This is a genomic window from Kitasatospora sp. NPDC056783 (assembly GCF_042789895.1).
GTDB lineage: Bacteria > Actinomycetota > Actinomycetes > Streptomycetales > Streptomycetaceae > Kitasatospora.
In genome coordinates, this window is record NZ_JBHUAF010000018.1 from 25,458 (window position 1) to 48,111 (window position 22,654).

Genomic DNA, 22,654 nt, shown 5'->3' on the forward strand with positions numbered 1-22,654 from the left:
TCGGTCGACGAGGGCAAGGGATCCGCTGACGATCGTGCTCCGGGACGTCGCCGGCGGCCGGCGGTCGGTGGCCGGTGTGCCCCGCCCCGGGCTACCGGCCGTCGGCACGCAGGTGGTAGACCGTGACCCCGGCCCCGGCCGCGACCGGCCGGTACCCGGACGCCGACAACTCGGCCAGCGTGCGCAGCTGTTCCCGCGGCGGGACCGGGAAGGCGTCCGGCTCGTCCAGCACCGCCACCCAGTCCGCGGCCGGCCGCTGCCAGCCGCCGTCGGTGCCCGGCGGCGTCAGGTACGGGAACAGGGACACCGTGTACCGGGCGGTCAGCTGCGGGGCCAGCCGGTTGGCGGCGGCCACCCGGGCGCCGTCCGGTACCGCCGCCAGCACCCGGCGCACCTGCGCGGCCCGGCCGTCAGCGCGTTGGGCGTCGCCTGACGACAGGTCCGTCAGCAGCCCCGCCACCGGCCCGGTCGCCGTCATGAGCACCGTGACCACGAGCATCCCGGCGACCGCCGCCCTCGCCGCCGCCCTCCCGGCCCGGGGCCGCAGCCGTCCCAGCCCGTGCAGGCCCGCCACGAACAACAGCGGCGCCAGCACGGCGTCGTAGTGCTGCCCGGTCCGCCAGAACGCCGGGTTGTCCGCCCAGAACCGCGCCGCCAGCAGCACCCCGGGCAGCAGCACCAGCGGCGAACGCAGCGCGAGCAGCAGCGTCGGCGCCAGCAGCACCAGCACGGTCCGCGCCTTCACCCCGGGCAGCAGCAGGGCCGGCGGGCTCGCCCCGTCGGACGTCCCCATGTGCGCGTAGGAGTACTCGCCGCCCGGGTTGAACGCCGGGATCACCACCAGCGTCACCAGCAGCCCGGCCGCCACCGCCACCAGCACCGTGACCACCCCCAGCCCGCGCCGGCCGCGCCACCACACGTACCCGCCCACCGCCGCCACCAGCAGCGCCTGGTCCTCCTTCACCAGCAGCAGCGGCAGCGCCCACCCGACCGCCGCGCCGTACCTCCCCCGGGCCAGGGCCACCACCGCGGCCGCCGCCGGCGGCACCGCGAAGGCCACCTCGTGGAAGTCGAACGCCGCAGCGCTCTGCAGGCCCGCCGACAGCCCGTACGCCACCCCGGCCGCCGCGCCGTACCGGACCCGGCCCAGCGTCCGAACCGCGAACGCGGTCACCGGCACCGCCGACAGCGCCAGCAGCACCGCCTGCGCCACCAGCAGCGTCCCGGCCCCCGGCCACAGCCGGTACACCGGCGCCAGCACCGCCAGCACCGGGCTGAAGTGGTCGCCGAGGAGGTTGTAGCCCTCGCCCTTCAGCGCGACCACCGGCGCCCCGAGCCGGGCGTAGCCGCGCACCGCCTCCTCGAAGATGCCCAGATCGAAACCCGCGCTCTCCAGCCGGGCGTGGCGGGTCAGCGAAACGGCCGCGTACAGCGGGGCGAACAGGGCGGCCACCGCCCACGGCAGCACACGTCGGAATTCCATGCCCCGGACGCTAGGAATGGGCCGCTGAAGGGAAACTGAGGAAACCTGAAGGAATCTTCAGCCCGGATATCCCGGGCAAGCCGGTCAACGCCGTTGCGCGGAAAAAGAATTCGCCTAGGGTAGGCGGCATGCGGCTATTGATCGTCGAGGACGAGGAGCGACTCGCGCAGTCGCTGAGGCAGGGCCTGGCGGCCGAGGGCCACGCGGTCGACCTGGCCCCCGACGGGCTCCAGGGGCTCGAACTCGCCCTGCACGAGCCGTATTCGGCGATCGTGCTCGATCTGATGCTGCCCGGCCTGAACGGCTTCAAGGTCTGCCGAGAACTGCGGCTGGCCGGCCATTCCGTACCGATACTGATGCTCACCGCGAAGAACGGCGAGTACGACGAGGTCGAGGCGCTCGACTGCGGCGCCGACGACTTCCTCAGCAAGCCGTTCTCCTACCCGGTCCTCACCGCCCGGCTGCGCGCCCTGCTGCGCCGCGGCGCCACCGCCCGCCCTCCGGTGCTCGCCGTCGGCGCGCTGCGGATCGACCCGGCGGCCCGTCGCTGCACCGTCGCCGAGCGGCAGGTGCGGCTCACCGCCAAGGAGTTCGCCGTCCTGGAGTGCCTGGCCGGGAACCCGGGCGAGGTGATCTCCAAGAGCGGCATCCTGGACACCGTCTGGGACAGCGCGTTCCGCGGCGACGTGAACATCGTCGAGGTGTACATCGCGGCCCTGCGGCGGAAGCTGGACGTCCCCGGCGCGGGCTGCCGGATCGAGACGGTGCGCGGCGCCGGCTACCGGCTGGTGCCCGATGCGCCCTGACGGCCCCCGCCTGCTGCGTCCCTGGCACCGCGCCTCCGTCGGCCTTCGGGCCGCCCTCGGCGCGGCCCTCGCCTCGGCCCTCACCTTCTGGGCGGCCGCCTTCTGGGTCGGCGGCGCGGTCCACGACCAGTGGATGTCGATCACCGAGAAGCAGGCCCGGGACAGCATCGGGCTCGTCACCCACGACATCCCCACCGGCACGCAGATCTGGGACTCCTCACTGCGGGAGCCCTTCCTGCTGGTGCTGGCCGACGGCCGCCTCGTCCCTCCGGCCCGCTCGACCGACCAGGGCCACTTCGTGTACCGGGACGGGAACTGGATCCGGCCCCCCTTGCTGCTGGACGAGTACGCCGGCCTGCCGCGCGCACCCTTCGCCGCGATGCCGCCCTTCCCCCAGGACGTCACTCCGGGCCACACCGACGAGGTCCGCGTCCGCCTCCCCGACCACACCCGGCTGCCGCACTCGCCCGAGAACGGCCCCTCCCTCACCGGCCGCGACGTCACCATGATCAGGCAGGTCACCGACCCGGCCTCCTCCGAGGCGCTGCGGCAGTACACCGGCATCGAGGGCCTGCCGGAACAGCGCGTCACCGTCTACCTCCTGGTCGACCCCACCGCCGCCGACGAGGCCGAGGAGCGGATCACCGGCATCCTGCTGCGCTCCGTCCTCCCGGCGGCCACCCTCTTCACCGCCCTGATCGCCTGGCTGGTCACCGGCCTCGCCCTGCGGCCGGTCGAGGCCATCCGCCGCCGCATGGCCCGCATCGGCGCCGGTGCCTTCCACGAGCGCGTCCCGGTGCCGCCCTCCCGGGACGGCATCGCCCGGCTCGCCGAGACCACCAACACCACCCTCGGCCGGCTGGAACGCGCCATCGACGAGCAGCGCCGCCTGGTCTCCGACGCCTCGCACGAGCTGCGCAGCCCGCTCGCGGCCCTGCGCAGCTCACTGGAGGTGCCGCTGGCACACCCGGCGGACGTGGACTGGCCGGAGGTCGTCCGCGGCGCGCTCACCGACACCGAGCGCCTGCAACTCCTCACCGCCGACCTGCTGCTGCTCGCCGCCACCGACGAACGGGACGGGCCGGGCGCGGCCGAACCCGTCGACCTCTGCGACCTGGTCGGCGAGCAGGTCGCCGAACGCGCCCACACCGGCGGCGGCGGGCCGGCGTTCACCGCCGTCGCGCTGGATCCGGCACTCGTCCGGGGCGGCGAGGTACGGCTCGGCCGGCTGGTGCGCAACCTGCTCGACAACGCGGACCGGCACGCCCGCACCACCGTCGCCGTCTCGGTGACCGTCGAGGACGGGCACGCCGTGCTGACCGTCACGGACGACGGTCCCGGCATCCCGCCGCAGGACCGGGAGCGGGTCTTCGAGCGGTTCGTCCGGCTGGACGACGCCCGCTCCCGTGACGCCGGCGGCGCCGGACTGGGGCTCGCCCTGGTCCGCTCGATCGCCCGCGGCGCGGGCGGCACCGCCGCCTTCACCGACCCGCCGCCGCCCGGCCCGGGCGCCCGCGCGGTGGTCCGCCTCCCCCTCGCCCCGGGCGCCGGGGACGGCACCCCGCCGGGGCGTGTCCGGTCGATCACGTGCCGAGCCGGATGACGAGGGCTGACGCAGCCGCCCGTGGCGCCTGCTCCGGCAGGCCCCGCACATCGCCATCGGCCGGCCGTTGCCCGGGTCGGCCCGCGCCCTCCCCCGGTGGCCGACGACTGTCGGTGGCATGGGGTTGGATGCGGAGCGGAGAGGGGGTGCCGTGATGGCGTGCTTGGGAGTGCTGTTCGCGTTGACGCCGGAGCAGTCGGCGAGGTTGCTGGCGGGCGGGGAAGACGAGCGGGTGCGGGAGGTGGTGGCGGAGATCGAGGAGGCCTGGGACCTGCCACGGGTGTGTGAGCTGGACAAGGCGTGGGACGCACTGCACCGGTGCCTGACGGACGGCCGGTTGCAGTACGACAACGGGCACTTCCCGCTGTCGCACGCGATCCTCGGTGGGCGGCCGCTGCACGAGGGCGACGACTACGTGGTCTGCCACCTGGACCCGGAACAGGTCCGGGCGGTGGCCGAGGCACTCGCCCCGCTGGACGGGGCATGGCTGCGTCGGCGGTACGCGGAGCTGGAGTTCGAGGACTACGACGGCGAGTGTGGCGAACAGGACCTCGACTACACGCAGGCGTTCTTCCCCGACCTGCGGGAGTTCTACGGGATGGCGGCCGAGGAGGGCCTGGCGGTGGTCTTCACCGTCGACCAGTAGCGGGCGGGCACTCGGGCCCGTTACGGCGTGTGCGCGCCGCGGGCCGGAGCATCCGATGGCGACACCGGTTCCCGACGCCGCGCGGCCGGCCGACAGGCCCGGCCCCCGCACACCTGGCGGTCCGGCCTCGTCCCGGGGTGGGTGAGGCCGGAACCCGAGAGGCTTTCAGCGGCCGTCCCGGTCAGGAGCCCGGGCAGAACTCCGCGTTCAGCTCGGCGGTGAACAGGTCGATCGGCCCGCTGCCGCCGTTCAGCCAGTCCCCGTTGACGTTGGTGGAGAGCAGGTGGCGGCCGTCCCGGCTGCCGTAGGTGTAGGTCCACGAGCCGTTGATGGCGCCGCCCATGCCCCAGACGGTGGTGCAGGGCAGGTCGACGGAGCTGACGCCCAGGCCGTAGGCGGTGTCCTTGATCCACTTGTCCGCCGGCGTCCGGACCATCGTGAACATCTCCCGCTGCTGGGCCGGCGGCAGCAGCCGTCCGCCCAGCAGGGCGGCGAAGAAGGTGTCGAGGTCGCCGGTGGTGGAGATCATGTCGCCGGACGCCCAGCCCCAGGACGGGCTCAGTTCGGTCACGTCGTGGTCCGTGGTGTTCGGGTCGGTGTATCCGAGGTGGGAGTACTCCCGCCCGTGGGGTCCGTGGATGGTGACGTCGTCGGAGGCGGGCTCGTAGGTGTCGGTGAGGCCGAGCGGGGCCGTGACGCGCTGCCGGATCTGCTGGGCCAGGGCGCTGCCGGAGGCCCGTTCGACGATCATCCCGGCGAGGACGTAGTTGGTGTCGGAGTACGTCCAGCCGGTGCCGGGGGAGAAGTCGGGCCGGTGGGCGCGGGCGATGGCGACGAGCCGCTCGGGGGTGAACTCGTCGAAGCGGTGCCGCAGGAAGGGCTCGTGCCGGAACTCCTTCCCGATCTCGTCGTCCATGGCGAAGTTGGGGACCCCGCTGGTGTGGTTGAGCAGCTGCCGGACGGTGATCCGGTCGGGCTGGTAGCCGGGGGCGTCGAGGACACCGGGCAGCCAGTGCGCCACGCTGTCGTCCAGGCTCAGCCGGTTTTCGGCGGCGAGCTGGAGCACGACGGTGGCGACGAAGGTCTTGGTGGTGCTGCCGATCCGGAAGCGGTCCTGCTCCCGGCGGGGCCGTCCGGTGGTGATGTCGGCGACGCCCGCGTCGCCGAACCACCGGTGGCGTCCGTCCCGCACCTCGGCGACGGCGCCGGGCAGTCCACCGGCCGTCACACCCCGGTCGAGCACGGCCTGCACGCCCGGGTGGCCCTCCCGTTGCCCGGCCCGCCCGGCGTGCTGGTCGGCGAACACCGGTGCGGCGGTGGTGACGGTGGTCGCGAGCACGGCCCCGGCGAGCAGGGCGGTGACGGCGGCGCGGGTGGTGGTCCTCATGATGTGTTCCCCCTCGGCGGTGTGACCCGTTGACGGAGAGAACGCTCCCGTGAATTCACGAAGCCGTCAACATCAACTCCCTGGCCGGCTCCACATCAATGCAGGTCAGTTGGGGCATTTCCTTGCAATGGAATTGCCAATGAATGCAACACCCTCGCGTATCCATTGCAACAGCGTGGGCATCGGGCGGATACTCTCCTGACCATCCATCGCGGGGACTCCCACGCGGGGAACCCGAGAGGACGAGAGGACGAGGACGGATGCCCGGAGGCCGACTGACCCAGCAGGACCGCCGCCGGATCGCCACCGGACTGGCCGAGGGGCTCGGATACGGAGAGATCGCCCGCGGCCTCGGCCGGCCGACCTCGACCGTCACCCGCGAGATCGCCCGCAACGGCGGCCCGTCCGGCTACCAGGCCGAGCGCGCCCAGCGCGCGACCGCCCAACGCTCGCGCCGCGGCCGTACCGTGCCGGCCCCGCGCCCGACCACCCCGACCGCCCCGGCCTCCGGCGGCGCCGATCGTGATCCGGCCGCCGTCGGCGAATTCGCCGACCGGCTGGCCGAGTTGCTGGTGCACCTCGGCATGCCCCGGATGGTGGCCCGGGTGCTCGGCTGCCTCTACGTCACCGACGAGGGCAGCCTCACCTCAGGTGACCTGGTGCAGCGGCTGCGGGTCAGCCCGGCCGCCGTCTCCAAGGCGATCGGCTACCTGGAGGGGCAGGCGCTGGTCCGCCGGGAGCGCGACGACCGGCAGCGCCGCGAGCGCTACGTCATCGACGGCGACATCTGGTACCGCGCGCTGCTGGCCAGCGCCGAACGCAACGCGACGCTCGCCGGGATCACCCGCCACGGCGCCGAACTGCTCGGCCCCGCCACCCCCGCCGGCGCCCGGATGGAGGACGCGTCCGCGCTGCTGGAGCGGATCGGCCAGGACATCGTGCGGTCCGTCCGGCAGTGGCACGAGGAGCGCGGCCCGGCACCGTCCTGACCGCCGGCGGCGCCGGCGGCGTCGCCACGGTGCCGCGTCCCCTCGGATCCACGGCACAGAACGGCTCGGCCTGTTTCTTCGAGGTCTTCCGCTTGACCGCCAGCGTCTCCGACTGTGCGGATCCTGCACGGTTGTGGAGGTGCGGCGGCGAGGATCGCTGTTCCGGAGCGCGTTGGCGGGTACGGGCTCCGGCCTCGCGGGCCGACTCCCGTGAGAGTCCGGATCGAGCATCAACTCTCTTTTTTGTCAGACCAGTTGAAAGAAGGCAAGCGATAGCGGATCACGTCCCGCGCCGCGCGTCCTCCGGTCCGTCCGGTGGTCCGTTCGGGTCCGTGGTGGGCCGCCGGCGGGGTCGACGGGTCCGCCCCTGCCCACTGGGACAGGCTGTCCCGCCTCGATGTGCAACTCAACGGGGCCAACCCCGCAGCCGCCACCCCGGTCCAGGTCGCGAATGTCGGGACCATCTCCAACAGCTCCACCCTGCGCCGTTACGTGCGGGTGACCATGGGCGTCCCCCACGCCGACAACGGGGACTGGAGCCACGACGAACTCTGACGGCCCCTGCCGACGGGCCCCTGACGGACCCCTAGGGGGCGGCCCCTCCCCGAGGGGGAGCGGCCCACCGTCCGAAGGTAGGTCCAGGGTCGGAGCCGGTCTGGACCGTGGGCTGACGACCCGGTCCGCCATCACCTGTCAGTGTGTCAGTTGCCGTAATTCACAGGGGTGTTGCATTCGCCCTTCGGGCATGGACACGGGAAGGCGGACGGACATGGTGGAAGACAGGGGCGCAACGGGTCCGGGCGGTCGTGGCCGCGGGCGCGGGCGCGGTCGCGAGGGGCGTCGGCGTGGCCGCCCCGCCGTGCGCCTGGTGGCGCTCGCGCTGGCGGGCGCGGGCCTGGTGGGGGTGAGCGCCCCGGCGGCCGGTGCCCTTGACGCGGCGGGACCGGTCACGGTGGTGACGGTGACCGATGCCCGGGGGCCGCGCGGGGGCGTCGACCCCAGGGCCCTGGACGCCGGGGTGCGGGCCATCGTCGACTCCGGTGGCGCCTCGGCCTCACTCGCCCGGGTCGGCGGGTACGGCCGCACCCTGTGGAAGGGCGCCGCGGGCAGCGCCGACGACGCGACCGGCGCTCCCGCCTCGGCCACCGGCCGGTTCCGGATCGGCAGCGTGACCAAGACCTTCGTCGCCACCGTCGTCCTCCAACTGGTCGCCGAGGGGAGGCTGAGCCTGGACGACCCGGTGGAGCGGCTGCTGCCGGGCGCGGTGCCGAACGGCGCGAACATCACCCTGCGCCGGCTGCTCAACCACACCAGCGGGCTGTTCGACTACACCGGGGACCAGGCCTTCGACCCCACGGCGCCCGGCTCCCTCGAACGATGGCTGGAGTCCGGCCGCTACACCCGCTGGACCCCGTGGCAGCTGATCGCCCTGGCCAACAACCACCCGGCGTACTTCCCGCCCGGCCAGGGCTACCGCTACTCCAACACCGACTACATCCTGGCCGGACAGATCATCGAGCGGACCACCGGCCGCACCTGGCAGCAGGAGGTGGAGCGCCGGATCGTCCGCCCGCTGGGCCTGACCGGCACGTCCATGCCCGACCACGAGACGGCCGTCCCCGGCCCGCACGCGCACGGCTACTTCGACCTGCCCACCGGCCGCGTGGACGTCACCGACCTGGACCCGAGCATGGCGGGCGCGTCCGGCGCCGGGATCTCCACCACCGCCGACCTCGACACCTTCATCACCGCCCTGCTCGGCGGACGGCTGCTGCCCCGGCCGCAGCTCGCCGAGATGATGACGGTCACCCCGCAGAGCCAGGGCCGGTACGGCCTGGGCCTGGAGCGGACCACCACCGACTGCGGTGAGCTCTGGGGCCACACGGGCGGCATCCCGGGCTTCAGCACCTTCCTGTACACCAGCCCCGACCTGCGCCGTCAGATCTCCGTCTCGATGAACGGCAGCGGCCTGTCGACCCCGCTGCCCACCCGGAAGGCCTTCGAGAAGCTGCTCGACGCCGCGACCTGCACCGGCTGACCCCGCTCGGCCGGCTCGCCCGGCAGCCGCGCCCACGCGAGCGCGCGGAACCACCCCCACGCCCGGCTTGCACCTCCGCCTCCCGTTCGTGGCCGTGGTCGAAAGCGTCCACGGCCCCGCACCCCAGGTTCCGTCCCCGACACGGCTCCGGTTCCCCGGCCGGCCTTCGGGCGGTGTTTCGTCCCGTCCGACGGGGGAGTCCCCGCAGCGGTCCCGGTCCCGGTCCCGGTCCCGGTCCCGGTCCCGGTCCCGGTCCCGGTCCCTGGATCGGGACCGGGCGTGGTCGCGTCCGGCCCCGGGCCGCTGCTCCGGCCGTCCCCGGGTAGCGGGCGCGGGAGCCCGTCGCGGCACATGACGCTCGCGGTACATAACGCTTGTGTCACGACCGAAGACCGCGTGCAGCAGCCGCGAGTGGAGCTCCGTCTGGATTGGGCGGGGGAGCCACGGGGGCTTCGGGAGAGGCGGAGATGCTCAAGAGACACGAGCCGGGCGGCCATGCGCACTGCTGACGTCCCTGCTTTCACGGCATTCGTGCACGCGCGGTCGCCGGTCCTCTTCAGGACCGCGTTGCTGCTCACCGGTGAGCGTCATACCGCCGATGACCTGGTGCAGTCGACGTTGGAGCAGGTCTGCCGGCACTGGCGCCGGATCCGTTCCACCGACGCGCCGGAGGCCTATGCGCGCCGGATCCTGGTGAACCTCGTCAACGACCGCTGGCGCAAGCTGCGGGGGCGTGTGGAAGTACCTCTGGACGACGGCATCGGGGACGCGTACGTCGATCCGTACAAAGGGCTCGTGATCCGCGACGAGTTGATGCGCGAGCTGCAGTGCCTGCCGATCGGCATGCGTACGGTCCTGGTGCTGCGGTACTTCGAAGATCTCGACGACGCGGAGATCGGCCACTTGATGAACATCTCGGCCGGATCGGTGCGGTCCCAGGTGGCCCGGGGCCTGTCGAAACTCCGGTCGGCCGTCGACGCGCAGGCACTGCACACACCGTCGGGAGGGGTGGCGTGAAGGACTACGACCTCGAAGAGGAACTGGCCGCGGCCATGTTCGAGCGTTCACGGCGGGAACCGTCGCGCGGCTACGACGTCGACGGCATCGTCGGGTCGGTACGGCGGCGCCGCCGGCGTCTTCGGACGGGTGTGGCGGCGGCCGTGGTGATCGTGGCCCTGGGCGCAGGCTTCGTGTCCCGGCCGGATCACGGCGGCGCCGTGGTGCCCGTCCAGGCGTCGACCGCGTCGAGTGCCGATGTGCCTCCCTCGTCCCCGCCCGTCGGGCCGTCGTCGCCCACGGCCTCGGCGTCGCCCACGGCCTCGGCGTCGCCCACGGCCTCGGCTTCGAAACCGGTCCCGTCCGCCACCCCGGCCCGGACGGCGAGGGCCCTGTTCCTCGCGGCCCTGCGCTACCAGAACCCGGCCACCCGCTCCGAGGTGGATCCGGCGGAGGTGGCGGCGTTGTTCGCCGACGAGTCCGCGTACCGGAGGGTCTGGGGCGACGACTCCCTGGGCGTGACCTGTGGTGCCTCGGCCGACGGTGTGCTGGCGTCGGGTGGGGTCCTGCTGTACCGGGGAGTCGAACGGCTCGACCGGGCCCCTTCCCTGGACTTCGACGGGGCGACGGGGAAGGTGACCGGCCTGACCTGCACGACGGTCGCCGCGGACGGCAAGGGGGACGACCCCACGGTTTCCGGCTTCTACGGCGGGCTGGTGGCCGCCGCGAAGTCCGGTGACTCGACGGCCGTGGCCAGGCTCGGGAAGCAGTTCGTCACCGAAGACCTTCGGTCCGACCGGAGCCAGGGCCCGACCGCCGGCACCTGCTCCTTCACCACGCCCCCTTTCTGGCTCGCCGACAACCCCTCGTCCGGGACCCTCACCCACGGATGGACCATGAACCTCGGCGGCCACCATGACTTCCCGGTCGAGATCGACGAGAAGGCGAAGATCTCCGCATCCTGCGGCGAGTGAGCCGTACCGGCGGCCGCTGAGCCGCACCAGCCGCCGCTGAGGCGGACGACACCGGAGTGGACCCGCACGGCGGCCCGTCCGAAGACACCTGCACGCCCTGACAGGTCAACAGGCGATGTCCGCGTGCCCGGACATCGGAAAGCGAGTGCCCGCATGAAGCACCGGACAGCCTTCGTCGTACCCGCGTTCGTGGGCGCCGTCATGGCGGCCCACCTCCTGATCCCGGCCCCGGGTCTCGCCGAGGGCGCCTCTCGCGGCCCGTCGCCGGCCTCGACCCCGCCGGCCTCGACCCCGCCCCCGTCGCCCCCGTCGGCCCCGTCGGTGCCGGGCGCGCCGCCCGGGCGAGGACTCGCCACCGAGGGTGCGACAACGCCGGAGCAGGCCGTGCGCCTCGCGCTCGACGGGCTCGGGGCACACCACGGCCGGTACGCGCTCGCCGTCGAGGACCTCACCTCCGGCCGGTCGGCCGCCTACGGCTCGTCCACCGAGACGTTCACCTCCGCGAGCATCATCAAGGTCGACATCCTGGCCGCCCTGCTGCTGCGGACCCAGGACCGCGGGGGCCGGCTCGGCCCCGCTCAGCGACAGCTGGCCTCCGACATGATCCGCTTCAGCGACAACGACGCGGCGCAGCAACTCTGGGCCGACATAGGCAGACGTCAAGGTCTGGACGCGGCCAACGCCCGGCTCGGACTCACCCCGGCGCACGCCGGCCAAGGGGGGCCCTGGGGCCTGACCCGGACCACGGCCCGGGACCAGATCTCCCTCCTCAGGGCCGTGTTCACGCAGGACTCCCCCTTGGACGCCACCTCCCGGTCGTACCTGCGGACCCTCATGGGCGCCGTCACCGACGGACAGAACTGGGGCGTCGGCGCGGCGGGAACGCCCGGCGACCGGCCCGTACTCAAGAACGGCTGGCTCCCGGGCGGGACGCCTCAGCTGTGGGTCGTCAACAGCATGGGCGTCGTCGAACGCGCGGGACACACGCTGCTCGTCGTCGTCCTCACCGACGGCCAGCCCACCCGGGAGAGCGGCATCTCCCTCATCGAGCGGGCCGCGGCGACCGCGGTCGAGACCCTGGTGCGCACCCCCTGACGGCTCGCCCGCTCATGCGGCGCCGGCCCCGCGGGGGTGGGTGGTCACGTCACTGCTCGTCCTGGCTGTCGGCCCCCAGATAGGCGAGGACGGCCCGCACCCGCCGGTTGGTGTCGTCGTCGTCGGTCAGGCCGAGCTTGGCGAAGATCGTGGTGGTGTACTTGCTGATCGAGCCCTCGGAGAGGAACAGCCTGGCCGCGATCGCCGTGTTGGACAGGCCCTCGGCCATCAGTGCCAGCACCGAGCGTTCCCGTTCGGTGAGGGTGGCCAGCGGGTCGGCCCGTGTCGGCCGGCCCAGCAGCTTCGCGACGACCGTCGGGTCGAGCGCGGTGCCGCCGTCGGCGACCCGCTGGACGGCGTCCATGAACTGCCCGGCGTCCAGCACCCGGTCCTTGAGCTGGTAGCCGATGCCGCCGTGCCCGTCCGCGAGCAGGTCCCGGGCGTACAGCTGCTCGACGTGCTGGGAGAGGATCAGCACCGGCAGGCCGGGGACGGCCCGGCGCGCGGCCAGGGCGGCCTGGAGTCCTTCGTCGGAGAAGGTCGGCGGCAGCCGGACGTCGACGATCGCCACGTCCGGCCGGTGGCCGAGCAGGGCCTCCAGGGTGTCCGGGCCGGAACCGACGGCCGCGACGACGGTGTGCCCGTACGCCTCGACGAGGCGCACCAGCCCGTCCCGGAGCAGGAAGAGGTCTTCGGCTACGACAATTCGCACGGCACCGCCACGGTGATACGAGTGGGTCCCCCGGTGGGGCTGTCTATCTCCAGGCGCCCGCCGAAGGCCGCCATGCGGCGCTCGACGCCGGTCAGGCCGGACCCCGTGGAGGCGGCGGCTCCGCCGATTCCGTCGTCGCTCACGGTAGCAGTGAGCATCCGCGCCTCGTACCGGAGTTCGACGGTGACGCGTTCGGCGTGCGCGTGCTTGGCGGCGTTCGCCAGCAGTTCGGCGACGGAGAAGTAGACCGCCGACTCGACCGGGCGCTCGGGCCGGGCGGGCACCTGGCTGCGCACGGCGACCTTCACCGAGGAGTCCAGGGCCAGTGCCCGCAGGGCATCAACCAGGCCGCGTTCGGTCAGTACCGGCGGGTTGATGCCGCGCACCAGCGAGCGCAGTTCGGCGAGCGCGGTGACGGAGGTGGCGCGGGCCTCGGCGAGGATGGCCTTCGCGGCCTGCGGGTTGGTGTCGACGAGCTGCTCGGCGGCGCCCATCGACATGCCCATCGCCACCAGCCGGGCCTGCGCGCCGTCGTGCAGGCCCCGCTCGATCCGTTCCAGCTCGGCGGCCTGGGTCTGCGTCAGATCGGCCCGGATGGTCTCCAGTTCCCGCACCCGCCGGCCGAGGCGGGTGCTGGGCACCGGGCCGAGGAACCGGCGTCCGACCGGGCCGAGGATCCGCCACGCGTAGGGGGCGCCGGCCAGACCGGCCGCCATCACGGCGACGCCGTAACCGGTCAGGCCGGGCGTCACCGCCATGTAGCCGCCGTAGCCGAGCGCCAGCAGCGGCAGCGCGGCGACCGGCAGCACGGTGACCGTGGCCGCCAGCGCCCACAGGCCGTCCCCGTGCAGCTGCGGGTCGTGGAACCGGGCGTGCACCCTGGCCCGGCGGCGGGCCTCCCGCTCGGACTTGTGGTACTCGTGGCCGTCCCACCAGAAGCCGGTGGCCATCCGGGTCACCGGCGGGACGGTACGGTACGTCACCTCGATGTCCAGGCCCAGCCAGTTCGCCGCGCACCGGCGGGCGGTGCGGGCGAGCGCCCGGCTGGTCAGCGGGTGTACCGTCCACACGGCCACGGCCACCCAGAGCACCACCAGGAGCGTCTCCCCGGCCACCGCCAGCGCGCGGACGGCCGACGGGGCCGCCATCTCGTCCGACCAGGAGTAGGCCAGGGCGGAGCCGGCCCAGCCCACGGGCACGGCGGCCACGGCCATCACACAGGTCAGCCCGGTCAGCACGACGCACCGGTACAGCCCGCGCCCGATCTGCCCGGCCCACCCCATGGGGTTGCCCCTCGACGCTCCGCTCATCGGTCGTTTCCTTTCGCAGCGGTGATCGATTGTGCCAGCCGGGGCCCGGTCACCTCTTCTCGGCGGGGGCGGGGAAGGCGGCGCTCAGCGCGGCACCGCGGGTGAGGAAGGCGACCGCGGCGAGGGCGAGCGCGGACAGGCCCTGGACCACCGCGTACCAGGGAGGGCAGAGGCCGGGGACCAGGTCCACGGCGATGATCGCGATCGGCATGACGGTGGACAGGGTGCGCAGCCGCTCGAAGCCGCGGTGGTCGCCCCGCGCGGCGCGGTCGGCGTACCGGTGGAGCAGGAAGGTGGCCAGGAACAGGATCGCGCCCCGGATCCACATGAAGGACGTCGCCTGGTGGCCGGTGAACGCCATCACCGCGACGGTGCCGAGAACGATCGCGCCGATCGCGCCGAACAGCGTGACGCAGGTCCTGACGGTGTCGAGTGTGCCGCGGGTGCGGGCGCCGTCGAGCTGCCCGGCCGTGTCGGTGAGGCGGTCGGTGTTCGCCATGGTCCTTGCTCCTCCGTGTCGTCGTGTCACCGACGTTACGGATCGCGCGGCGGGCCCGACATGGGTCTGTCCGTACGGTGGGGTGGGGCTGGACCCACTCCCGCGCGGGCCCGCCGAACGGGGCGCTCCCGGTGGTCGACCGCCGCCCGTCCCCGCTCGCGGTCCTGGCCGTCGCGGTCCCCGCTGTGCCGCCGTCCCCGCTGTGCCGCCCCGCCCGCCGAGGCGTGCGGTGCTCACCCGGTCGCCTCGCCCATGACGCCCGTACCTGCCCCGAGCACGGCCAGGGCGTGCCCCGGGCACACCCGGGACACGCCCATCGCCTCGACTCGCGCAGCCGCCGATCGGCCGCCTCAGCCCGCCAGCAGCGCCTTCGCGGCCGCGAGCACCGGCACGCCCACCTCGCCGACCAGCGCCGCGATTCCGGAGATGCGCTGCACCAGGCCACGCCGGCGCTCCGCGGACGTCTCCCCGGCGATCGAGCCGGCCGCCGTGTCCAACTCCGCCCGGTCGTTCTCGTCCAGGTGCGGGCGCAGCCTCTCGATCTCCCGCAGGAGGGCCTCCAGCGCAGGACCTCCCTCGGTCGCGCCGACGGTCTTGCCGCCGGCCACGATGTCACCGGAACCGGTGTGCTCGGCCTTGCCGATGCTGCCCGAGCCGTACTGCTGGATGTGGTCGCCGCTCATGATCCTCCGATGTTCCCGCTGCCGCTGTGCTGGGCCTTGCCGATGCTGCCGTCGCCGTACTGGTGGATGACGTCCCCCTGCACCGCGTGGGCCACGTTGATGACCGTCTGCGCGACGTCGGGATTGCCGATCGCCTTGGTGATCTCGTAGACCAACTGCTGGATCTCCTCCTGCCGCGTGGACCAGACGGCCTCGCGCTGGGTGCCGGAGGTGTTGAGGACCAGGCCGTACACCGGGGGCTTCTGCAGGGCCGAGACCAGCCTCCAGACCAGAAGCGCCTCGACGGCGAGGAAGACGAGCGTTCCCACGGTGCCGGCGAAAGAGGCGAAGATGCCGCCCAGGATGAACCAGCCGATGCTCTGGAAGATGAACTTCTTCCACGCGGCACCCTTGTCGACGGTCAGCCGCCGCTGGCCGACATGGGAGATGTTGCGCAGCGGATAGGCCTCGCCGCCCACCCACAACACACCTTCGTTGATTGTTACTTGGGCCACCAAGGGACCCTCCTGTCCACTCCTGGACGATGAGGTGTGGAGCATAGCGAAGCCGATGCGGACACGAGACGGAAATCACACTTTCCGCCCGTCACCTTCGAGCGACCGTGGTGGCGACAAGCCGGGCCCGAGCAAGATCCCGTGGCGCAGAGGAGGATCGACGACCACCTTGCGGCGGTCCCACAACGCCTGCCCCGCCCGGGCGATCTCCGCGTCCGGCCGCAGCGGCCGGACGTCGGCAGGAGTGGAGGGCGTTGTCGCGCACCGATTCCGGCCTGGGGCGCCGGCGGAGGACCTCGGCCTGTCGGTGAGAAGTAGCAGCAGCTGCCGCCGCGTCGAGGAGGGATGACGTCCACTCCTCGGTCTCCGTATCCTTCGGCGCGGAGGTAGGTGCTTTGGAGATCACGGTTCAGTGGATCAGAACGTCCTGGACGAAACAGTCCCGGGGCGGGGAGGCCGCTGCTCGCAGGAATGCGGCCCCGGTCGGTTTCACCGTGCCGCAGGCCTGGGCTTCGTCCGCGCACGTGGTCCGGATGTGCGAACGGGATGGCTTCGCGCCGCGTGAGAGCCGGGAGGAGCTCGGCGGTGTCGACGTCGGCCTGCGCGAGGCCGATGGTCGTCTGCGCGTGCTCCCCCGGGTGGACCCCTTGTTCGGCTTGCCACCTCGACCGCGCAGGCCTCCGGCGGTGCGTCTCTTCCCAGGTCAGTGGGTCCGGTGGCAGCTGAACCACCGCTTCAGCAGCGCGGCGGGGGTGCGGGACTGGTCGTACTGGCTGGACACGTTCAACGTCGCCTATGGCCCTGCCGACGCCGACTTGTTCCTGTCGGCGCCGACAGTGTTCATCGATGAGTGCGGACCGGTGCGGTAGTCCCACCGTCTGGTGATCAGCTGCCGGCGCGTTCGGCTTGGGCCCTGGTCCGCGCGAGGCGGTGGGAACCGGTGCCGGTCTCGATGATGCTGCCGCCAGATGTGCGGCCCCTGCCGGACCAGCGGGACCCTCCCACCCCGAGGCCGCAGAGGTCACGGTCCGCCTGGTGCCATCCGCCTGGTGCCATCCGCCTCTCGGCACCGCCACCACGCCGCCGCCGTCACCCGCTGCCGCGTCGTCCCGCTGCGCCCGGCCCGGCCACGACGGTATCCGCACCCTCCATCAGGGAGGTGCGATCGTCAGCCGCACAGGGCCGCGTCGACGGCGTCCTCGGCTGGTTGCAGGTCCGCGAGGCCGGTCGGGTCGACGGTCACCGTGACGCTGGCGGCGCGTCCGTCGGCGGTGGCGGCGCTCCAGGTTCCGTAGCCGGGGATGCTGCCGTTGTGCCACCAGACGGTCTTGTGGCACGACAGCTGTGTCCTCATGATCCCCAGTCCGTAGTCGTAGCCGGGCGCGCCCGTGGGGACGGTGGTGCGCATCTGCTCGAGCTCGGGGCCGCTGAGGAGGTGCCCTTCCTTCATGAGCTCGGAGAAGAACCGGGTGAGGTCGGAGCCGGTGGAGACCATCGCGCCCGCGGCCCAGGCCGCGGAGGGGTCGATCTCGGTGACATCACGCAGTGATCCGTCCGGGCCGTCCTTGTGGTAGCCGTGGGGGTGGGGCCCTCGAACGGTGGTCTCGGCGGGGGCGGGGAGGTAGGTGTGGCGCAGCCCGATCCTCTTGATGACGCGCTTGTCGACCTCCTCGGCAAGGGGCCGTCCGGTGACCTTTTCCGCGATCATCCCGGCCACCAGGTAGTTCGTGTTGCTGTACTCCCAGCTCGTTCCCGGGGCGAAGACGGCAACGCGTCGCAGCGCGATGTCCAGGGTGCCACGGGGAGAGAGGTAGTGGCGCTGGAGGATGTCGTCGGTGACGTCCTCCTCGTAGTCGGGAAGTCCGCTGGTGTGCTGCAGGAGCTGGCGCACCGTGATGTGGCGCCCGTCGACTCCTCGACCGCGCAGGAGGCCGGGCAGGTAGGTGTCGACCGGGTCGTCGAGGCGGATCCTGCCCTCGCCGGCCAGTTGGAGCACGACGACCGCGGTGAACGTCTTGGTGACGCTGCCGATCCGCACCTCGCCGTCCCGGGGCGTCTTCGCGCCGGTGGCCAGGTTCCCGACGCCCGCGGCGTAGGTACGGGTGTGGCCGGCCTGGTCACGGACGGCGGCCAGGGCGCCGGGCGCGTGAGCGGGGCTCACCATCGCGTTCAGGCGCTGCTGCATGGTGTCCGGCCGGGCGGCCCCCGGGGCGGCGCCGGCGGACGGGGCGAGCGTGCCGAGGGCGAGGGCCCCGATGGCCACGGCGACGGCGGTGCGGGTCGTCCTGCGACGCGGGACGTGGAACCGAAGCGGCGTACGTGAGTTCATGGAATGTCATCTCTGGTGGTGTGTGTGCTTTGTGCTTGCCGGGGTTCCCGGCGCGGTCAGTGTCCGGAGAGGTTGTGGCGGACGCACTCGACGTACTGGTGGAGGTTGTCGGGGCGGTAGCACTCCTGGGTGTGGTTCGCGTACCAGGCGATGAAGGCGGCGGCCAGGACGGACACCGCGATCGCGGCGAGCGAGAGCAGCAGACCGACGAGCGCGCGGCCCCGGCCGGTGCCGGTGCGTCCGGACGCCCGCAGGGCGATGGTGCCCGTGACCAGGCCGACGGCGCCGAACAGGGCGCCGATGACCGCGAACGAGGCGAACAGGCCGAGTGTGCCCAGCACCACGGCCGCCGTCGCCGGGGTGTTGCGTGCCAGTGCGGGCCGGGCGGCCATCGTTCCAGGGGCGTGCATCCGCTGTCCTTCCGTGATCGGCCCGGTCGCTCCGGACCTGACCGATCCTGGAACACGGCGCCCATGCGCGCCTCCCCCGATCGAGGGAAGAGACCGGGGCGCGGGAGGTCATGCTCGGCGTCCGTGACCGGGGGAATCCGGCCGTCGCCACGCGGCTCCGCACGCACGGGCGTGCTGGTCGCGTTCCTCGGCGCGGCGGCGAGCGCGGTGAACTCGGCCGCCAGGTCGCCGAGCACGCAGGACGGCGAGCACGCAGGACGGGGAGGGCGGCGGCGAGCGCGGCGGGCCGCCACCGGCTGGTGAGGCGGGAGCCGGCGAGGAGGGGCGGCCGCGTGCGCGGTCGCCCCTCGGTCGTACCTGCCGTCCGTCAGCCGTCTATCTTGAACGACTCGCCGTAGACCTTCCACGCCAGCGGGGGCCTGAGGTCGAGGTTGCCGGCCTTCAGGAACACCAGTTGTTCGGTGTCCACCCGGTCGGTCTCCTCGTGGGCGGCCTCGGTCTTCATCGCGGCCCGGCGGGCATCGAGGAAGGCGGCCAGATAGGTCTTCTCGTCGCCGCCCTGGGCGGGGGTCCTGGCCTTCTTCATGGCGGCGGCCCGGATGCCGCCGAAACTGACCGGCTCGTTGCCGGGGCCGTGCATGACGATGGCGTCGTAGTAGGCGAACTGGCCGAGGGCGCGCAACCCGTCGGTCTGGGCCTGCATGACGGACGGGCCGAAGTAGACCCGGTCCCTCTCGTCGGTCTGGGCCTGCTGGAAGGCCGGGTCCTGGGCCGCCTTCTTCCACTCTCCGACGAAGTCCGGGTCGAGGCCGGAATGCGAGGAGGAGCCGTTCACCTTGCGCAGCGCCGGAAGGTACTTGCTGAGCGGGTTGCCGGGCTTGAGTTTCTGGTAGCGCTCGACGAGGTCGAGCATGTCGCCGGTTCCCGAGCAGAAGCCGACGATGCCGGCCGTGTAGCCGCGCCCGTCCTTGATGTCCTCGATGTAGGCGAACTGGGCCTTCCAGACGAGCGAGGAGTTCTCCGCGCTGGAGACGAGTTGCTGGGCGATCTCCTTCATGCGGGGGTCGTTGAGGCCGCCCCCGCTGGAGGCGGAGGCGGTGGCCCCGGGCTTGGGGGGCTGGGTGGTGCGGTGCGGACGGGCGTTGGCGACCGTGGCGGTGACGGCGGCGATCAGCACCGCGGCCATGGCGACGTACAGGGCCCTGGGCCGCGACGGCCGGGCGTGTGCGGGCGGCATGCGTACTCCGGATTCGGTGGACGGGAGGGGCGGCCGGTGTCCGGTGGATTCCGGACACCGGTGAACCGCCGCCGGTCCGTTCGGGCGTGGTGCGGCCCGGTCAGACCTCGGCGGTCGGGTCGGGGTCGGGGGCCGTGGCGGAGGCCGGTTCCGGGAGGAGCGTCCCCGGGGTGAGGTGGAAGCGCTCCGGGCGGGTGACGGCCCGGCGGTCGGTCGGTGCCACCTTGTCCCGGCGCTCCAGCCAGGCGCGCAGCCTGTTCCGCGAGCTGTGGTCCCGCTCGGGGTCCGGGCCCGCCGCCGGGCCGGCGGTTTCGCGCAGCAGCACCCGGGCGGGGCGGGCCAGGCCGTCCCCGGGGTCGACGTCGACCACCACGAAGCCGGTCCCCGGCGGGAAGGCGACCTGGGGAACCTCCCGGTCGCCCCCGAAGGCGGCGGTCCGCCGGCCGGTGGTCGACCAGACGACGAACTCGACCCGGGTGCTCAGATCGGCCGCGGGCGAGGCCAGGCCGGCGATCGGCCCCGGTTCGAGGAGCGCCAGGCCGACCGGGAAGGCCTCCAGCGCCTCCGGGGCGAGGTCGGCACCCAGCAGGACCGCACCGTGATGGCTCGGCAGCCGACGCAGGCCCGAGCTCAGACAGGCGAGGTACGGGCGCAGCGGACCCGCGGCGCCGCTGCGGGCCTCGGTGAGGAGGGCGGTCCGGCCGGCGGGGACGCCGGAGTCCTCGTGGTGGAGCAGTACGGCGACCAGGTCGGCCTTGAAGTCGTCCTGGCCGGTCGACCGCAGGCCCGGCAGCCGGGTGACGGCCGGTTCCACCCGCCCGGCGCAGCGGTGGTAGTGCTCGCCGAGCAGCAGCCGGAAGGCGTCCCGGTCCTCCGCGGTGCTGATCGGGGTCAGCGGAAGGATGTCCGCAGGGGTGAAGTACCGGGCGGCGGGGGTGGGGGCGACGGGCACGGGGTCCGGCTCGGGCTCGGGTGCAGGTACGGGTACGGGCTCGGGCGTGGGTTCGGGTTCCGAGGCCGCCTGGGCCGTGTCCGCCACGGTCTGCGCCGGCGCCTCGACGGTGAACTCCCGCTCTGTGGTGCCTGGTTGGTGTTCTTCGGCACTGACGGAACTGACGGCACTGGCGGCGCTGACGGCACTGACGGTACTGACGGCGCCGGCGGTGCGGCGGGCGGGCGGTTCGGCGGTGAGCCCTGCCGAAACCGGCTCTCGGGGCGTACCGGGCGTACCGGTCGCGAACCCGTCGGCCGTGGGGGCAGGTTCGGGCACGCCACCGCTGGTGGCCAGGCCCACGGGCGCGGTCGGCACCCCGACCGTCGGCTCGGTGGGGGCGGCGGTCTGGGTGGCGGTCTCGGCGGTGAACCCGGGCGCCGCACCGGCGGGCGCCGGCTGCGGCGGCGGTGCGGCCAGGGCGAACCGTTCGGCGACCGGTGCCCGGACGGCCCCCGCCCAGGCACCGTCCAGCGCGTGGGCGGCGTGGGCGGCGTGGGCGGCGTGGGCGGGGTGGGCCGCGTCGCCGGATCCGAGCAGTTCGGCCGGATCCCCGGTGGCGGGCCGGGCCGGCGGGTCGAGCCACACCAGGCCGTGCATCCGGGCGAAGAACCGGGCGCTGCTCGCCGACGCGGCGTCGACGAGCCCGTGCAGCAGCAGCCCGTACCCCCGGGCGCCGGGGGCCGGCAACTCGTCGAGGATGGCTCCGAGTTCCTCCCAGACGTGGTGCGGGATCAGCCTGGCCTGCTCGCCGACGACGATCGTCGGGCGGGCCGGGGCCGGGCGCAGGTAGCGCGGGGCCCACGCGTACGGCGGCTCGGGGCGGAGCCAGAGCCCGGCCGGCACGGCCTCCAGGCACCAGAACGGGAAGGCCCGGAACAGCCCCGGCCCCACCGTCTCCCAGCCGGCGGCGCCCTTGCGCCACGCCGAGCTGACGGTCTCGTGCCGGCCGGAGGAGCTGAGGCGGAGCAGGTACGGCTCCCAGGAGGCGGCGCCCCGGTGGTCGAGCACGGCGGTGGTGTAGCCGTTGCCGCCCGCGACCGGCAGTCCGACCGCGGTGTGGACCGGGCGCCCCAGCCGTTCGGCGAGGCTGCCGGACAGCAGGGCGGCCGAGCCCGGGTCGGCCCAGGGCGCGCTGACCACGAGTTGCTCGGAGCCGACCGGCAGGGACAGCGCGGCTTCGGTGAACTCCTGCGGGTCCAGCACGGGCCGGGCGGGCGTGCCGATCAGCAGCGGGGTCGTGCCGGGGGGCGTCGCGAGCTGTTGCAGGAAGGGCATCGGTCCCTCGGGCCGGGCCGTGACGTGGTTGAGCCAGAAGCCGGTGGCCAGCCGGTGGATCGACACCGAGGTGGGTGGCGTGCCCGTTCCGACGGGGGCGACAGCCCGTCCGGAGCCCGGTCCGGGCCGGGCGCCGGGTGCGGGGAGCGGGCCGGGAGCGGGGAGCGCGGATCCGGCGTCGACCGGGGCCGCGGCGTCGACCGTCTCGCGCAGCCGGCGGGCCCGGCCCCCCGGCGGACAGCTCCACCAGGTGGCGGGCTCGGCGGAGCCGTTCGGGGCGGTGACCTTGAGCGTGCCGTCGGGCTGGACGGCGACCATGCCGTCCGGGGCGACGACCGTGATGCCCGCCTTGTCGGCCACGACCTCGGCAGGCCGCCGGCCGCCGGGGCCGACGGCGGCCAGTCCGGAGGCGGCCAGGATCAGGCTGGACGCGCCGCGGGCGCGGGCGATCATCCCGAGCTCGGCCATCTGCTCGCGCAGTACGGGGGCCGCGTCCGTCGTCGCCGCCACCACGACCAGGGCGTTCGGGACGGGCCGCAGGGTGCCGATGGCCGCGGACAGCTCGTCGTCGGTCACCTCGGGCGGGGCGATGACGAAGTGCGGCCCGAGCACGCGCAGGATCGAGCGGCCGCCGCGGCGGGCGGGCGCGGCGGCGGGCGTGGCGGCGGGCGCGATGCCGCGGCGGCCGAACCAG

The 22,654-nt window shown here is 73.6% G+C and carries 20 protein-coding genes and 1 pseudogene; 10 read left to right on the plus strand and 11 right to left on the minus strand.

What is annotated here, in order from left to right; genetic code table 11:
* Positions 1–91 precede the first annotated feature (91 nt).
* Positions 92–1,483, minus strand: a complete 1,392-nt coding sequence (locus ACFRMQ_RS05165) for a DUF2079 domain-containing protein (RefSeq protein WP_380727079.1) — start codon at positions 1,481–1,483, stop codon at positions 92–94.
* A 128-nt stretch (positions 1,484–1,611) separates the two neighbouring features.
* On the opposite strand from ACFRMQ_RS05165, the gene ACFRMQ_RS05170 reads away from it, so the two are divergent.
* From ACFRMQ_RS05170 to ACFRMQ_RS05180, 3 genes are all read left to right on the plus strand, one after another.
* Positions 1,612–2,289 (plus strand): response regulator transcription factor, encoded by a 678-nt coding sequence (locus tag ACFRMQ_RS05170; protein ID WP_380727081.1) that lies wholly within the window; start codon positions 1,612–1,614, stop codon positions 2,287–2,289.
* Entirely contained in the window at positions 2,279–3,892 is a 1,614-nt protein-coding gene (locus ACFRMQ_RS05175) for a sensor histidine kinase (protein ID WP_380727083.1), read from the plus strand. The genes ACFRMQ_RS05170 and ACFRMQ_RS05175 overlap by 11 nt, the downstream gene beginning before the upstream one ends.
* A 154-nt stretch (positions 3,893–4,046) precedes the next feature.
* Positions 4,047–4,538, plus strand: coding sequence for a YfbM family protein (locus ACFRMQ_RS05180; protein WP_380727085.1), 492 nt, complete (start codon positions 4,047–4,049; stop codon positions 4,536–4,538).
* 181 nt (positions 4,539–4,719) lie between these two features.
* On the opposite strand, the gene ACFRMQ_RS05185 is transcribed toward ACFRMQ_RS05180, so the two are convergent.
* A complete protein-coding gene (locus tag ACFRMQ_RS05185; protein WP_380727087.1) occupies positions 4,720–5,925 on the minus strand; it encodes a serine hydrolase domain-containing protein in 1,206 nt (401 codons plus the stop codon).
* Between the two features lie 260 nt (positions 5,926–6,185).
* Here ACFRMQ_RS05185 and ACFRMQ_RS05190 point away from each other — a divergent pair, with 260 nt between their 5' ends.
* The 6 genes from ACFRMQ_RS05190 (at position 6,186) to ACFRMQ_RS05215 (ending at position 12,017) form a co-directional block, all read left to right on the plus strand.
* Positions 6,186–6,914 carry a MarR family transcriptional regulator gene (locus ACFRMQ_RS05190; protein WP_380727089.1) on the plus strand — a complete coding sequence of 243 codons (729 nt, stop codon included), beginning with the start codon at positions 6,186–6,188 and terminating at the stop codon, positions 6,912–6,914.
* A 399-nt stretch (positions 6,915–7,313) separates the two neighbouring features.
* Complete coding sequence (locus tag ACFRMQ_RS05195; RefSeq protein ID WP_380727091.1) at positions 7,314–7,469, plus strand: hypothetical protein; 156 nt, start codon at positions 7,314–7,316, stop codon at positions 7,467–7,469.
* A 313-nt stretch (positions 7,470–7,782) separates the two neighbouring features.
* Entirely contained in the window at positions 7,783–8,952 is a 1,170-nt protein-coding gene (locus tag ACFRMQ_RS05200) for a serine hydrolase domain-containing protein (protein ID WP_380727093.1), read from the plus strand.
* A 495-nt stretch (positions 8,953–9,447) separates the two neighbouring features.
* Entirely contained in the window at positions 9,448–9,969 is a 522-nt protein-coding gene (locus ACFRMQ_RS05205) for a SigE family RNA polymerase sigma factor (RefSeq protein ID WP_380727095.1), read from the plus strand.
* Entirely contained in the window at positions 9,966–10,922 is a 957-nt protein-coding gene (locus ACFRMQ_RS05210) for a hypothetical protein (RefSeq protein WP_380727097.1), read from the plus strand. The genes ACFRMQ_RS05205 and ACFRMQ_RS05210 overlap by 4 nt, the downstream gene beginning before the upstream one ends.
* A gap of 153 nt (positions 10,923–11,075) precedes the next feature.
* Positions 11,076–12,017, plus strand: a complete 942-nt coding sequence (locus ACFRMQ_RS05215; RefSeq protein ID WP_380727099.1) for a serine hydrolase — start codon at positions 11,076–11,078, stop codon at positions 12,015–12,017.
* A gap of 49 nt (positions 12,018–12,066) precedes the next feature.
* On the opposite strand, the gene ACFRMQ_RS05220 is transcribed toward ACFRMQ_RS05215, so the two are convergent.
* The 5 genes from ACFRMQ_RS05220 to ACFRMQ_RS05240 all read right to left on the minus strand — a co-directional run bounded on the left by ACFRMQ_RS05220 (position 12,067) and on the right by ACFRMQ_RS05240 (position 15,715).
* Entirely contained in the window at positions 12,067–12,729 is a 663-nt protein-coding gene (locus ACFRMQ_RS05220) for a response regulator transcription factor (RefSeq protein ID WP_380727101.1), read from the minus strand.
* Positions 12,714–14,039: a sensor histidine kinase gene (locus tag ACFRMQ_RS05225; protein WP_380727103.1), complete on the minus strand. Its 1,326-nt coding sequence runs from the start codon at positions 14,037–14,039 to the stop codon at positions 12,714–12,716. Before ACFRMQ_RS05225 ends, ACFRMQ_RS05220 begins: the two co-directional genes overlap by 16 nt.
* Positions 14,040–14,088: 49 nt before the next feature.
* Complete coding sequence (locus tag ACFRMQ_RS05230; RefSeq protein ID WP_380727105.1) at positions 14,089–14,538, minus strand: hypothetical protein; 450 nt, start codon at positions 14,536–14,538, stop codon at positions 14,089–14,091.
* A 350-nt stretch (positions 14,539–14,888) separates the two neighbouring features.
* Entirely contained in the window at positions 14,889–15,221 is a 333-nt protein-coding gene (locus ACFRMQ_RS05235; RefSeq protein WP_380727107.1) for a hypothetical protein, read from the minus strand.
* On the minus strand, positions 15,218–15,715 hold the full coding sequence (locus tag ACFRMQ_RS05240; RefSeq protein WP_380727109.1) for a DUF6232 family protein: 498 nt from the start codon (positions 15,713–15,715) through the stop codon (positions 15,218–15,220). The genes ACFRMQ_RS05235 and ACFRMQ_RS05240 overlap by 4 nt, the downstream gene beginning before the upstream one ends.
* Before the next feature lie 395 nt (positions 15,716–16,110).
* On the opposite strand from ACFRMQ_RS05240, the gene ACFRMQ_RS05245 reads away from it, so the two are divergent.
* A complete protein-coding gene (locus tag ACFRMQ_RS05245; RefSeq protein WP_380727111.1) occupies positions 16,111–16,584 on the plus strand; it encodes a hypothetical protein in 474 nt (157 codons plus the stop codon).
* A 299-nt stretch (positions 16,585–16,883) separates the two neighbouring features.
* Here the strand turns inward: ACFRMQ_RS05245 and ACFRMQ_RS05250 are convergent, their stop codons facing one another.
* The 4 genes and pseudogenes from ACFRMQ_RS05250 to ACFRMQ_RS05265 all read right to left on the minus strand — a co-directional run.
* Positions 16,884–18,044 carry a serine hydrolase domain-containing protein gene (locus ACFRMQ_RS05250; protein WP_380727113.1) on the minus strand — a complete coding sequence of 387 codons (1,161 nt, stop codon included), beginning with the start codon at positions 18,042–18,044 and terminating at the stop codon, positions 16,884–16,886.
* A 56-nt stretch (positions 18,045–18,100) separates the two neighbouring features.
* Positions 18,101–18,454: a DUF4190 domain-containing protein gene (locus tag ACFRMQ_RS05255; protein ID WP_380727115.1), complete on the minus strand. Its 354-nt coding sequence runs from the start codon at positions 18,452–18,454 to the stop codon at positions 18,101–18,103.
* A 367-nt stretch (positions 18,455–18,821) separates the two neighbouring features.
* Positions 18,822–19,691, minus strand: coding sequence for a chitosanase (locus ACFRMQ_RS05260; protein ID WP_380727117.1), 870 nt, complete (start codon positions 19,689–19,691; stop codon positions 18,822–18,824).
* A 100-nt stretch (positions 19,692–19,791) separates the two neighbouring features.
* Positions 19,792–22,654 (minus strand): annotated as a pseudogene (locus tag ACFRMQ_RS05265) (hypothetical protein); the annotation flags it as partial.